The organism is Hymenobacter lapidarius, assembly GCF_001816145.1.
GTDB classification, from domain to species: Bacteria; Bacteroidota; Bacteroidia; order Cytophagales; family Hymenobacteraceae; genus Hymenobacter; species Hymenobacter lapidarius.
In genome coordinates this window covers 50,068-63,608 of record NZ_MDZB01000044.1, presented here as the reverse complement: position 1 = coordinate 63,608, position 13,541 = coordinate 50,068, and the positions used below count along the sequence as shown (strand labels likewise).

The 13,541-nt window shown below is 60.7% G+C and carries 9 protein-coding genes and 1 pseudogene; 6 read left to right on the top strand and 4 right to left on the bottom strand.

Annotation, left to right across the window (positions count from 1 at the left end; translation table 11 throughout):
- Positions 1-10 precede the first annotated feature (10 nt).
- Complete coding sequence (locus BEN47_RS02005) at positions 11-1,453, bottom strand: M16 family metallopeptidase (RefSeq protein WP_070724527.1); 1,443 nt, start codon at positions 1,451-1,453, stop codon at positions 11-13.
- A 138-nt stretch (positions 1,454-1,591) separates the two neighbouring features.
- Here BEN47_RS02005 and BEN47_RS02000 point away from each other — a divergent pair, with 138 nt between their 5' ends.
- On the top strand, positions 1,592-4,165 hold the full coding sequence (locus tag BEN47_RS02000; protein ID WP_083322023.1) for a bifunctional UDP-N-acetylmuramoyl-tripeptide:D-alanyl-D-alanine ligase/alanine racemase: 2,574 nt from the start codon (positions 1,592-1,594) through the stop codon (positions 4,163-4,165).
- 680 nt (positions 4,166-4,845) lie between these two features.
- A pseudogene (locus BEN47_RS01990) lies at positions 4,846-5,763 on the top strand (alpha/beta hydrolase family protein); the annotation flags it as partial.
- A gap of 138 nt (positions 5,764-5,901) precedes the next feature.
- On the opposite strand, the gene BEN47_RS01985 reads toward BEN47_RS01990, so the two are convergent.
- Complete coding sequence (locus tag BEN47_RS01985; RefSeq protein WP_070724524.1) at positions 5,902-6,756, bottom strand: carboxypeptidase-like regulatory domain-containing protein; 855 nt, start codon at positions 6,754-6,756, stop codon at positions 5,902-5,904.
- Positions 6,757-7,602: 846 nt separating this feature from the next.
- On the opposite strand from BEN47_RS01985, the gene BEN47_RS01980 reads away from it, so the two are divergent.
- On the top strand, positions 7,603-8,898 hold the full coding sequence (locus BEN47_RS01980; RefSeq protein ID WP_070724523.1) for an alpha/beta hydrolase family protein: 1,296 nt from the start codon (positions 7,603-7,605) through the stop codon (positions 8,896-8,898).
- A gap of 71 nt (positions 8,899-8,969) precedes the next feature.
- Here the strand turns inward: BEN47_RS01980 and BEN47_RS01975 are convergent, their stop codons facing one another.
- Both BEN47_RS01975 and BEN47_RS01970 read right to left on the bottom strand, forming a co-directional pair.
- Positions 8,970-9,608: a hypothetical protein gene (locus tag BEN47_RS01975; RefSeq protein ID WP_125921447.1), complete on the bottom strand. Its 639-nt coding sequence runs from the start codon at positions 9,606-9,608 to the stop codon at positions 8,970-8,972.
- Between the two features lie 65 nt (positions 9,609-9,673).
- Positions 9,674-10,573 carry a carboxypeptidase-like regulatory domain-containing protein gene (locus BEN47_RS01970; protein ID WP_083322020.1) on the bottom strand — a complete coding sequence of 300 codons (900 nt, stop codon included), beginning with the start codon at positions 10,571-10,573 and terminating at the stop codon, positions 9,674-9,676.
- Positions 10,574-10,798: 225 nt separating this feature from the next.
- Between BEN47_RS01970 and BEN47_RS01965 the strand changes: the two genes are divergently transcribed.
- From BEN47_RS01965 to BEN47_RS01955, 3 genes are all read left to right on the top strand, one after another.
- On the top strand, positions 10,799-11,077 hold the full coding sequence (locus tag BEN47_RS01965) for a FeoA family protein (protein WP_239691476.1): 279 nt from the start codon (positions 10,799-10,801) through the stop codon (positions 11,075-11,077).
- A gap of 10 nt (positions 11,078-11,087) precedes the next feature.
- Entirely contained in the window at positions 11,088-13,256 is a 2,169-nt protein-coding gene (feoB, locus tag BEN47_RS01960; protein WP_083322019.1) for a ferrous iron transport protein B, read from the top strand.
- A gap of 71 nt (positions 13,257-13,327) precedes the next feature.
- A complete protein-coding gene (locus BEN47_RS01955; protein WP_070724519.1) occupies positions 13,328-13,528 on the top strand; it encodes a hypothetical protein in 201 nt (66 codons plus the stop codon).
- Positions 13,529-13,541 lie beyond the last annotated feature (13 nt).

The following is a 13,541-nucleotide window of genomic DNA, read 5'->3' as shown; positions in this document are numbered from 1 at the left end:
GGAGGGAGGGCTAGCTTTTGGCCAGCGGGTTGATGGTGATGATGGTGCGGTTGGTGGGCCGCAGGTACTCGCGGATGGTGGCCTGCATGAGCGCCGGCGTCACCTTGCGGAATTCGCTTTCGAGGCGGTTGATGCGGCCCGGGTCGTTGTCGAACAAGGCGAACGCGGCCAGCAAATCGGCCCGCCCGAAGTTGTCGGACCCGCTCACCTGGTCGTAAAACGCCGAGCGGATTTTCACCATCGCCAAATCCATGGTGGCCTGGTCGATGCCGGTGCGGGCCAGGCGGTTGATTTCCTGGTCGAGCACGCTCACCACCGAATCGGCCTGCACGGTGGGGTCGTACACTAGGCTGCCCATCCACAGCATGGGCCCGTTGTAGTTGAACTGGTTGCCCAGGTCCGAATTGATGCCGCCGCTCACGCCGTCGGAGTAGCCGCGCTTCTGCACCAGGGCCTGGTAGAGGCGGCTGTCGTTGCCTTGCAGCAGAATCTGGTCCAGCATAATCAGGGCGTAGTATTCGGGGGTGTTGCGCTCGGGCATGTGGTAGGCAAAGGCCAGGGCCGGTTTGGTGGCCAGCTTGTCGTCCTCCACAAAGCGCTGCTCCTGCTCCTGGCGCGGCTCGGCCAGGTCGGGCTTGGGCGGCTGCGGGGCGCTGGGGATGTTGCCGTAATACTTCTCCACCCAGGCCTTGGCCTCGGCGGGCTCAAAGTCGCCCACCACGGCCAGCACGGCGTTGTTGGGGGCGTAGTAGGTCCTAAAGAAGTCCTTGGTATCAGCGAGTGTGGCAGCGTCGAGGTCTTTGAGGTCGCCGTAAAAATTGTGGGCGTTGTTCCAGTTTTTGTTGGCCTTCTGCGGCATCATCAGCCACGGGAAGCCGCCATAGGGCTGGTTGAGCACGTTCACGCGCACCTCGCTTTTCACCACCCCTTGCTGGTTGGTCAGGTTGCTTTGCGTGATGGCCAGGCCGCGCATCCGGTCGGCTTCGGCCCACAAAATGGTTTCGAGCTTGTGGGCCGGCACCACCTCGTAGTAGTTGGTGAAATCGAAGCGGGTCGAGCCGTTCAGGGCCCCGCCATTTTTCTGAATCAGCCCGATAAACTCGTTCTTGCCCAGGTTCTGCGAGCCCTGAAACATCAGGTGCTCAAATAAATGCGCAAAGCCGGTGCGGTTGCGCGGCTCGGTGCGGAAGCCCACCGCGTAGTACGCGGCCACGGTGGCCGTGGGCGCCGTATGGTCGGGCGAGAGCACCACCCGCAGCCCATTGGGCAGGGTGTAGTACTCCACCGGAATCTGAAAAGCGGGCCCGGCCGGCGCTGCCGCCGCCGCCGGCGCGGCGCTGGTTGCCGAGGCGGCCGTTACGCCCGTGGTGGCTTTGGGGCTACACGCGGCCAGTGCCAGCGCTGCCGCCGGGGCCCACAGCAGGGCGCGCCCCAATATAGGGTACTGTCTCATGGGAAAAAGGTGTGGAGTGGGTGAAGAAAGTAAATTCGATTTACATAATATTTGGCAAAGTCACAGGGAATCTTGCACTTGCCTCAGTCAGCAAAGGGCCCACGCCGCATTTTCCGCCGTGCCGCCGACCTTTGCGCCGTGTTCTTCTTCTCTGCGCTGCCCGCCCTGCTGGCCCGCCCGCTTCTCCAGGCTCCCGCCGACCCGGCCGCCGAAGTCCGCCACCTGCTGCTCGACAGCCGGCGGGTGGGCCTGCCCGCGGGCGCCCTGTTTTTTGCCCTGCGCGGCCCCAGCCACAACGGCCACCGCTACCTGCCCGACCTGTATGCCCAGGGCGTGCGGCTCTTTGTAGTGGAAGAGGCCGCCTTCCTGCCGGGCGGGCTGGCGGCGTACCCGCAGGCGGGCTTTGTGGCGGTAGCAAGCCCGCTGGCCGCGCTGCAAGCCGTGGCGGCCGCCCACCGGGCCACGTTTGCCGGCCCGGTTTTCGGCATCACCGGCTCCAACGGCAAAACCATTGTGAAGGAGTGGCTGGCCCAGCTACTGAGTCCTGAGGAAGATATTTGCCGCTCGCCACGCTCTTATAATTCGCAAGTGGGCGTGCCCCTCAGCGTGTGGGAGCTGCTACCCGACCGTCACACCCTGGGTATTTTCGAAGCCGGAATTTCCGAGACCGGGGAAATGGCCCGGCTAGCTGCCATCATTCAGCCTACCGAGGGGATTTTTACCACGCTGGGCACGGCGCACGACGCCGGCTTTGTCTCTGGCCAGGAGAAGCTGCTCGAAAAGCTGCAGCTGTTCCAGGGCCCCCGGTTTCAGCGCTTGTTCTATTGCCACGACCAGGCCCTGGTGCGCCACGCCGTGGCCAGCCAGCAGCTGCCCGGTTTCAGCTGGACGCGCCACCCCGGGCAGCCCGCCGATATTTATTTCGCCCTCGACCAGAGCACCAGCGGCAGCACCAGCCTGCACGTCCGGTATGCCGGCGTGGGGCTGGAAGCCGCATTCACGCTGCCCTTCTCCGATGAGCCCTCAGTGGAGAATGCCCTACACTGCCTGGCCGTGCTGCTGCACCGCCAAGTCGAGCCAGCCGAAATCCGGCGCCGCCTCGCCCGCTTGCATCCCGTGGCCATGCGCCTCGAAATGAAGCTCGGCCGCCACGATTCCTACCTGCTCGACGATACCTACAACAACGACCTGGCCGGCCTGGCGCTGGCCCTCAATGCCCTGGGCCGGCAGTCCCGCCCCGGCCGCCGCACCCTGATACTGAGCGACGTGCTGGAGTCGGGCCTGAGCGGACCCGAACTGTACGGGCGGGTAGCGGCGCTGCTGCCCGCCGCGGGCGTCACACGTCTGGTAGGTATCGGGGAGGAGATTTTTCAGTTAAGAGTGAAGAGTGAAGGGTTAAGAGTTGAAGGTTTGAACACCAAGTTCGACGAACCTGCCGGACAATTCTCAACTTCTAACCCTCAACTCTTAACTCAATTCTTCCCTACCACGGAGGCTTTCCTTGCCCAGCTTGACCCCGCCGCTTTCGCCCGCGAAGTCATCCTGATAAAGGGCGCCCGGCGGTTTGGCTTCGAGCGCATTGTGGCCGCCTTGCAGGCCCAGCAGCACGGCACCGTGCTGGAAGTCAACCTCGATGCGCTCAGCCACAACCTGCAGCACTACCGCCGCCAGCTGCAGCCCGGCACCAAACTCATGGTAATGGTGAAGGCCTTTGCCTACGGCGCGGGGTCTTACGAAGTGGCCAGCCTGCTGGAGTTCCAGCGGGCCGACTACCTCGCCGTGGCCTACCCCGACGAGGGCGTGGCCCTGCGCGAAGCCGGCATCAGCCTTCCCATCATGGTGATGAACCCGGCGCCCGATTCCTTCGGCACGCTGCAGCACTACCGCCTGGAGCCCGAGATTTATTCGTTTGAAATGCTCGCCGAATACCTCGCGGCATTTCCGCCCGCGGCCAGCCCTGGGCCGCCCATTCACCTCAAGCTCGACACCGGCATGCGCCGCCTCGGTTTCGACGAAGCCGACCTGCCAGAACTGGTGGCCATGCTCCGCCAGCACGCCGGACGGTTGCCCGTGGCCAGCGTCATGACCCACCTCGCCGCCGCCGACGATGCCGCGCACGACGACTTCACCCAGGCGCAGCTGGCGGCCTTTCGGCGCATGGCCACCGCCCTGGAGGCCGCCCTAGGCCATCCGGTGCTGAAACACGCGCTGAACTCCGCCGGCATCCTGCGTTTTCCCACCGCGCATTTCGACATGGTGCGCCTCGGCATCGGCCTCTATGGCGTGGACGCCAGCGGCCGCGACAGCGCGGCCCTGCGCCCCGTGAGTCAGCTGCGCACCACCATTTCCCAAATCAAAACCCTGCCCGCAGGCCACACCGTGGGCTACGGCCGCCGCGGGGCCGCCGCCACCAGCGAGCGCCGCATCGCCACGCTGGCCATCGGCTACGCCGACGGCTACGACCGGCGCTTCGGCAACGGGGCGGGCCTGGCGCTCATCCACGGCCAGCTAGCGCCGGTGGTGGGCTCGGTGTGCATGGACATGTGCATGGTCGACGTCACGGACATCGCCCAGGCCCGGGCCGGCGATGTGGCCCTGCTGTTCGGCGAGGGGCTGCCGCTCCCGGAGCTGGCGGGCCGCATCGGCACCATTGCCTACGAGCTACTCACCAACGTGAGCGAGCGGGTGAAACGGGTGTTCGTGAGCGAGTAACGGCCGACCCACCCCCGCTGCAGAGAAACTTTGTTGGCCGAACGCGAAACATTTTCGCCCAAAGCCCGAGGCGAAGTACTGTTGGCAAAGTATTTATTTTGCTACTTTACAGTTGGCCTGCTGAGTTCCGCTAGGATTAGGACGATGCCGGGCTTTTTATTGCCTTTCTTAATTATGACAATCAATACGTTCCGTCTATCAGCCTTCTTCGGCGGTTTTTTTATTTGCCTGGCTTTGGCCGCTGCCCCACCGGTCAGCGCTTATCAGCTCCCAACTACTCCCGCCGTAGCCGACGCCCCGGCCCTGGATGGCCTGTGGAAGGGGCAGCTGAAGGTGCCCGGCGGCCAGCTTGATGTCATCTTCCGGTTCATGAAGCTCAGCGGGGGCGAATACTTCTGCTCGCTTGATGTGCCGATGCAGAAGGTGAGCCGCATGAACGTGAAAATGGAAGTGAAAGCGGACACCGTGCTGCTATTTGCCGAGGAGTCCAACAGCCGCTTCGTGGGGAAGCTATCCGCCGACAGCAAGCAAATCAACGGCATCTGGCAGCAGCCCGGCTTCAAAACGCCCATGGTGCTGAATTTTAGCCCACTGCCGGATATGAGCGCCAAAAACGTGCGCCTCACCCCACCGTACCGCGAGGAAGAAGCTACTTTCACCAACCTCACTGCCAATGCCCGGCTGAGCGGCATGCTCACCATTCCGGCCGTCCGGGGCCGTTTCCAGCCGTGGTGCTCCTCAGCGATGCCGGCTCGCAGGACCGCGACGGCACCGTGGGCGACTTCGCCCCCCTGGGCCTGCTCGCCGATTTTCTGACCCGCCGGGGCGTGGCCGTGCTGCGCTTCGATGACCGGGGCGTGGGCAAATCCGGCGGCACGCCGGCCGTCACCACCGCCGACCTGGTGAGCGACGCCCAGGCGGGCCTGAACTTCCTGCGCACCCGCCCCGAAATTGATTTGGCGCACCTGGGCCTCGTCGGGCACGGCGAAGGCGGCAACGTGGCCCTGCTGGCCGCGGCTCAGCCATTGCCCCCGGCCTTTGTAGTAGCCATGGCCGCGTATGGCTTGCCCGGCCGCGATATTGTGGTGCAGCAGCAGGCCACTACCCTGCGCACTCTCGGCACCGAGACTTCCCAGATTGAAGCCGCCACCAAGCGCCAGATGGCCATGCTTGAAATCATTCGGCAAACTACCGATAATGCCCAGGCGCAGGCCATTGTGGCCAACATGCTGAAGCAAAACAACGCCGCTATTGACAACGCTACCGCGCAGTCGAGCGCGGCCGAAATGACATCGGCCCGCTACCGCTTCTTCCTGGCCTTCAACCCCGTGGAGAAACTGAGCGCCGTGGCCTGCCCCGTGCTGCTGCTCAACGGTACTGCCGACCTCACCATCAACGCCGACACCAACCTGAAGGCCCTCAGCTCGGGCCTGAACAAGAACAAGGGCCTGACTTCCAAGAAGCTGGCAGGGGTCAACCATTTATTCCAGCCGGAGCCTGCCAAGTGGCCCATCGTCAACGGCCAGCAGCAGCCCAACTTCTCCCCGGAGGCCCAGGAAGTCATCCGCGAATGGGTAATGGCCCAAAGTAAAAAGTAACCGCGCAGGCGCGTGGCCTGGCCCAGGCTGCGGGCTGGCGTACAGCACAAAAAAGTCTGCTCACGAGCAGGACCTTTTTTGTGGTAGCGTAGGATATATAGTATAGAAGCTTTGAAGCGCAGACTGCGAGGCAGTGCCCTACTTAATCATGTCAACTTCGGCCTTAATCATGGCGTTGTAGCGACGGCCCTGGCCGTTGGCCAGCGTCAGCAGGTTCCAGCCCTTGCCGATGGTGTAGCTCCAGGTGCGGCTCTCCTTATACTCGAAGGTGGGCCGCATAATCTGGCCGTAGGGCGTGTAGTTGTCCATGAAATTGGTGGTGTAGAACTTGTCGCCGCCCACAATCCACTCCATGGCCACAAAGAAGCCTTCTTCCGGGGCGGCAATGTTGTAGGTGCTCAGGTCAATGGTGTACCATTCGCCACCGCGGGAAGCCGACACCACCACGTTTTCGGTGAGCAGGTCGGTGTTGGGGGCGTTGTAGTTGCCATCGGCCTTGTAGATGCGCACGCGGAACGGCTCGCGGGGGAAACCGTTCTCGCCGATGTAAAACGACACCGTGCGCACGTTGCCGAGGCGCTTCTGCTTGTCGTTTTTCACGAAGAAGGCGTATTGGCTGCCGGGCAGGCCCTGAATCATGCCTTCGCCGGGGCTGTTCGACTTAGATCCGAGCTCCAGGTTCTTCAGCTTGCCGCCTTTTACCACCACGTTGTCGAGAACCACCACCCGCTTCTTGAGCTCAATGATGAGGTCTTCGGTGCTGCCGCGCTTGATTAGTGTAGCACTGGTACCATAGCCCAATGTCATCACAATCAGGGAGTCCTGACTGGTTTTCTCCAGGCCTGCCAGCTGGAAATAGCCGTACTCGTTGGTGAGGGCTCCGGTGCCTTCCTCGCGAAGGCCAATGGAAGCGAAGGGGACGGGGTCTTTGGTCTTGGCGTCTACCACGCGGCCCGTAATACGGTTTTCTTGCGCCCAGCTAAGTGCGGGCAATAGCAATAGAACCCATAAAGCAAGAAAATGTAAGCGTTTCATCATTGTCGAAAATAATATAATGAATGGTAGACTGGCAAATTTACAAATTCCCAACCATTATATCGTCATCTCCAGGTACTGAGCGTAGTAAATGATTTGCTGGACGCACCATTACAAAAGAATCGTAGCGGCGCTGGTATAATTTTATTGCTATTAATCTACATTATGGATATTCTTTCTGGATAATCATCAGTAGGTTAAAAGAATGACTGCTATGTCAAAAAAGGCATGAAAAATTATTATGAGCTTAAGTGTCGGATTTTTTCGTCCTAGTTTAAAATAAAGCTGTTCAGCCAAAAACATTCCTTTTCGTTTGGCTTTCGTTGTAAATTAATGCCTGGTATTTTAGGAGCCTGCCTACTTCCTGGAATAGGATTATAATACTGTAGCGTGTAGCTGCAGCGGGCTCCGGAGGCATGGCCTAATCCGCATTAGACCCCGCCGGGCAGGCACCGGCCTGCAAGAACTGCGCGCAAAGCGCGGCTACCAATCACGGTGGCTGGCCGCACGCGGCAGGTAGCGCGACAGAAGGCCCGCTGCGACTGCCTACTGGCCTTGGGTCTGCTCGTTGCCGCATTTCAGTTTGGGAACAGACGCAGCAAGCGAAGCCTGCGGCACTGCTCCTGGCAGCAATGGGTGCGTACCTTTAGGCTGCATAATTCAATTTAATGCGGTTATAATATGATAAGGGGTTTGATTTTGGTTCTCGTACTGTTGTCCTTGCTGTACGGCGGGGCCACGGGGGCCAGGGCGGGTTCGCCCGGAGCGGGCGGGCTTCCTTTGGGAGGATTATGGAAGGGAAGCTTGCCGCTACTGGGCGGCGAGCTGGACGTAACCATCAGCATCGTGCCGCTGGCAAACGGCCGGTATTTCGCGGCTCTGGATGTGCCCGCCCAAAAAGTAAGCCGCCTGCCCACCGAAATCACGGTGCGCGGCGATTCGGTGCTGATGCGGATGCCGGCGGCCGGCAGCCACTACGCCGCGCTGCTTGATACCGTCAGGCGCCAGCTGAGGGGCGTGTGGACCCAGGCTGGCGTGCAATCGAAAGTGCTGCTGCGCTACTCGCCGATGCCCACCGCCACGGGCACGGGCACCCGCTTGGCGCCACCGTACCGCGAAGAGGAAATCGTGTTCAACAACCCGATGTCGCGTCTGAACCTGAGCGGCATGCTGACGGTGCCGGCGGGCTCTGGCCCTTTTCCGGCCGTGGTGCTGGTGAGCGACCTGGGCGCGCAGGACCGCGACGGTACCGTGGGCGACTACCACCTGATGGGCTCGCTGGCCGACTACCTCACCCGCCGGGGCATTGCCGTGCTGCGCTACGACGACCGTGGCGTGGGCCAGTCGGAGGGCAGCACCGCGGCTACCACCACGCAGGCCCTGGTGAGCGACGTGCAGTCGGCCATCAATTTCCTGCGTGCGCGGATGGAAATCAGCATCAGCCGCATTGGCGTAATAGGGCACGGCGAGGGTGCCAACGTGGCCTTGCTGGCGGCCGGCCAGCCGCTGCCGCCCGCCTTTGTGGTGGCGTTGGCGGGCTACGGCCTCACCGGGCAGCAAACGCTGCTGGAGCAGCAGGTGGCGCTGCACAAAGCCAGCAAGCTGAGCCCTGCGCTGGTGCAGGCCGTCTATGAACGCAAGCGCACCATGTACGACATCATTCGGCTGACCAGCCCGGCGCAGGCCCTTTCCATTGTGAGCAACATGCTCCGGCAAGACCAGCCCGCCCTTGCTGCTCCGGCCGCGCAGGCCGCCGCCCGGCAGCTGCTCACCCCGTGGCACCGGTACTTCCTGTCCTTCGACCCGCTGGAGCAGCTCGACCAGGTGCGTTGCCCGGTGCTGCTGCTGAGCGGCACCAGCGACCTTGAAGCCCCGGCAGACCTGCACCAGATGGCTTTGGAAAAAGAATTGAAAAGCGTCAACCGTCAAACCGTTTCCAGGCGCTTGCCGGGGGTCAACCACCTTTTCCAGCCTGCAAAATCGGATTGGACGCTGATGAACGGCGAAATGAAGCCCCTGTTTTCGCCCATTGCGCAGGAAACGATTCGTCAGTGGATGGTTGATTTGGAGAAACCGGGCAAGGCTCTATTCGCTAAATAAAAGAGGGCCCGCTACTGAGCAGGCCCTCTTTTATTGGGGTTGTAAAAAGGTGAGTTCACCATTTCATTTGGCTACTTAATTATGTCAACCTCGGCCTTAATCATGGCGTTGTAGCTGCGTCCCTGGCCGTTGGGCAGCTGCAGGAGGTTCCAGCCATTGCCGATGGTGTACGTCCAGGTGCGGCTTTCTTTGAATTCGAAGGTGGGACGCAAAATCTGGCCGTACGGCATGAAATCTTCCGTAGCGTCAGTAGAAGAAGGATGCTTGGCGTCCGTAATCCATTCCATAGCCACAAATAAGCCTTCCTGTGGTACTGAAATGTTGTAGGAAGCTACATCAACAGTAAACCACTTGCCTCCCTGCGTTGCCGCCGCCACAACACTTTGGGTTAATAGGTCAGAACCGGGCTTGTTTTCGTCACCATCAGCCTTGTACAAATGGACGCGGAACGGTTGGGTGGGCGAACCGTTCTTGTCGATAAAAAAAGACACGGACCGGACGGTGCTGGCAGTTGCCGGCTGCTTGTTCTGGACGAAAAGGGCAAACTGAGAACCCGGCATGCCCTGAATCATACCTTCTCCAGGAACACTTTTATGAGAGCCCAACGTAAGCGTTTGAGGCTTAGTAGCATTTCTGCTTTGACCATCGCAGTGCCCGGTAAAGAGAATGCCAATGAAAAGCAGCAAAAATCGACGCTCGGTAGATAACATAACCAATGATACGTTAGAGCTAAAGGCCCAATTACATTAGAATTAATTGACGTAAGAAGCCTGATTTACTTAATCATATCAACCTCAGCCTTAATCATGGCGTTGTAGCGCAGGCCCTGGCCGTTGGCGGCCGTAATCAGGCTCCAGCCCTTGCTCATGGAGTAGTTCCAGGTGCGGCTTTCTTTGAATTCGAAGGTGGGGCGCATAATCTGGCCGTAAGGCGTGTAGTCGTCCATGAAATTGGTGGCGAAGAACTTGTCGCCGCTCACCACCCATTCCATGGCCACGAAGAAGCCTTCTTCGGGCGCCATGATGTTGTAGGGCGTCAGGTCGACGGTGTACCACTGGCCACCCTGGGGCGCCGACACCACCACGTTTTCAGTGAGCAGGTCGGTGTTGGGGGCATTGTAGTTGCCGTCGGCCTTGTAGAGCCGCACGCGGAAGGGCTCGCGGGGAAAGCCATTTTCGCCGATGTAGAACGACACCGTGCGCACATTGCCGAGGCGCTTCTTCTTGTCGTTTTTCACAAAGAAAGCGTACTGGCTGCCAGGCAGGCCCTGAATCATGCCCTCGCCCGGGTTGTCGGTTTTGGCGCCCAGGCCGAGGTTTTTGATTTTCCCTGCCTTCACCACCACGTTGCCCAGGGCCACGGCCCGCCGGGGCACCTCAATTGTCAGATTGGGCAGGCTGGTACCCCGCTTCACAAATACTGACCGGCGGGCATAGCCCAGGGCGGTTACGATGAGGGAGTCGTCGGCATTCTTGGTGGGGGCTGGCACAATGAACTGGCCATGCTCGTTGCTGAGCGCCCCAATCTGCTCGTTTTTCAAGCCAACAGAAGTGAATGGCAGGGGCTCTTTCGTGTCTTTATCCACAATAACCCCCTTAATTTGAACCTGCTGGGCCCAACCGGAAGTTACAGTGCTGACTACGAATAATACTATGAGAAGTAGGTGTTTTAACATATAGGTGCAGGGTAGAGCGCACAAAATTACAAATAGCAGCCAGAAAGTTATCAGAAAATATTAGTACTGGCAAACCTTGCTTTAATCCAGAAGTGTAAGGAGTGCGAATTAGCCGGTGAAGTATCCATAATACCGGCCCAAAAAAACTCTTGGAAGGCGGTAAGCGTTTGGTGGTGTACCTTTGTTTGTATTCTTTCTAAATAAGCTTTTACCCCTTTCCTGCCCGTGGCATTCTTCCGCAATTCCTCTCCGCTTGTTGCTGCTGGTGTGGCCGCCCGCCGCACCGCCAAAGACCTGCGCGTGGGCGAAACCGGGACCATTTGCTGCCTCGAAGACCCCGAAATGGCGCTCAAGCTGCTGGAAATGGGGTGCGTGCCAGGCGTGCAGGTGCGCCTGAGCGGCCGGGCGCCGTTAGGCGACCCGCTCATGCTGGTGCTCGGCGACCAGGAATACACGCTGTCGGTGCGGGCCAGTGAGGCTGCTACTATTTTATTGAAAGAATAAGGCGCAGCGTATGGCGGCGATAGAGCGCAACCCCGCGACGGCCGAGTCCCTCGCCCCGCCGGCCGGACCGGCTACCAGCCCGCGGCCGTTGCGCATTGCCCTCATTGGCAACCCCAACAGCGGCAAAACATCGTTATTCAACCAGCTCACCGGGCTCAACCAGAAGGTGGGCAACTTCCCGGGCGTAACCGTGGACCGCAAATCGGGCTTCGCGCAGCTCACGCCGGTACAGCGGGCCGAGATTGTGGACCTGCCGGGTACGTACTCGCTCTACCCCAAGAGTCTGGACGAGAAGGTGATTACGGACCTGCTCTACGACCGGGCCGCCGGCAACTACCCCGATTTTGTGGTGGTGACGGTGGACGCCAACAACCTGCGGCGCAGCTTGCTGCTATTCACCCAGCTCGGCGACCTGGGCCTGCCGGCCGTGTTGGCCCTGAACATGATGGACGTGGCCGAGCGCCACGGCATCCGCATCGATTTGCCGGCGCTGGAGCGGGAGCTGGGCGTGCCCATTATTCCGATGAACGCCCGCAAGGGCATTGGCGTGGCGGCGCTCAAGATTGTGATGGCCCAGCGACTGGATGCGGCGCCGGAACGCTTCTGGGAGCCCGATGAAGCGCTGCTGCCGTTGGTGCGGCAAATCCGCTACTACTTCGACCTGCACAACGACTACCTGGCGCTGCACTACGCCCAGCAATACCGCCACATTGGTTTTCTGAGCGACGACGACAAAGCGTACCTGCAGGAGCTGACGCACCAGTACGAGTTCGACGCCACCGCCCGGCAGGCGGCCGAGACCATTGCCCGCTACGGCCGCATCAACGACATTCTGCTCGAAACCGTGACGGTGACGCGCACCGAAACCCGCGAGCCGATTAGCAACCGCATCGACAAGGTGCTGACGCATCGCATCGGCGGCTACCTGATTTTTCTGAGCATTCTGTTCCTGTTGTTCCAGGCCATTTTTGCCTGGGCGCAGTACCCCATGGATTGGATAGACCAGGGCATTGCGGCCCTGAGCGCCACCATTCAGGAAAATTTCGATGGGCCGCTGGTGCGGCTGCTCACGGAGGGCGTGCTGGCGGGCCTGGGCGGGGTGCTGATATTCATCCCGCAGATAGCCTTGCTGTTCGGCTTCCTGGCCGTGCTGGAGGAAACGGGCTATATGGCCCGCGTTACTTTTCTGATGGACAAGCTGATGCGTCCTTTCGGATTGAGTGGTAAAAGCGTGGTGCCGATGATATCGGGGCTGGCGTGCGCGGTGCCAGCTATTATGGGCGCCCGCACCATTGAGAGCTGGAAGGACCGGATGATAACCATTTTCGTGACGCCGCTCATGTCGTGCTCGGCGCGCATTCCGGTGTACACGGTGCTGGTGGCGCTGGTGGTGCCCGACCAAGCCGCGTGGGGCGTGTTCAACCTGCGCGGGGTCACGCTCATGGGGCTGTACCTGTTGGGGCTTTTTTCGGCCCTGGGCTCGGCCTGGGCGCTGAAAATCGTACTCAAAGCCCGGGAGCGCAGCTATTTCATCATGGAGTTTCCGGTGTACCAGTGGCCGCGCTGGAAGAACGTGGCCCTGACCATCTACCAGAAAGTGCAGGCCTTTGTGATGCAGGCGGGCAAGGTGATTGTGGCCATTTCGGTGCTGCTGTGGGTGCTGGCCACCTACGGCCCCGGCCAAAAACAGGAAACCGCCGAAGCCCAGGTGCGCCAGCAAGTGGCCGCCCAGGGCTGGAACGAGGAAGAAACCAGCCGCCGCGTGGCCTCGGCCCGCCTCGAAAACTCCTACGCTGGTTCGTTTGGGCGGGCGCTGGAGCCAGCCATCCGGCCCTTGGGATACGACTGGAAGATTGGCATTGCGCTGCTCACGTCGTTTGCGGCGCGGGAGGTGTTCGTGGGCACCATTTCCACCATCTACAGCGTGGGGCAGGACGCCGACATGGGCACGCTGCAGGACAAGCTGCGGGCCGAAAAAGACGAGAACGGACAGCCGTTTTTCACGCCGGCCCGGGCGTTTTCGCTGCTGGTATTCTACGTGTTTGCCATGCAGTGCATGAGCACCTTGGCCGTGACGTACCGCGAAACCAAGAGCTGGAAGTGGCCGGTGGCCCAACTGGTGTACATGACCGGGCTGGCCTACGTAGCGGCCTTGGCGGTGTACCAGGTGCTGGCGTAGCGGGCTGTAATGGGTGCCGAAAGCGCCGTGCTTAACTTTTCGGACGTAGCCGGGTTCGGGAAGGAAAAGCCATGGCCAAGCGCAACTCACCCAACGACATCAGGGAAATTGACGACCTCAACCGGTTCGGTGAAATTGTGGTGGACAAGCGCAACGGCAAGCGGGCCAATGCCAAGAGAAGCCGGCGCAACCGACACTACGACAAACAATTCATAAAAGGGACGCTGAAGGACAACCTGTACGGCGACGAGCCGGGCTTGGAACCTGTGTGAGCAGAGCTCGGCT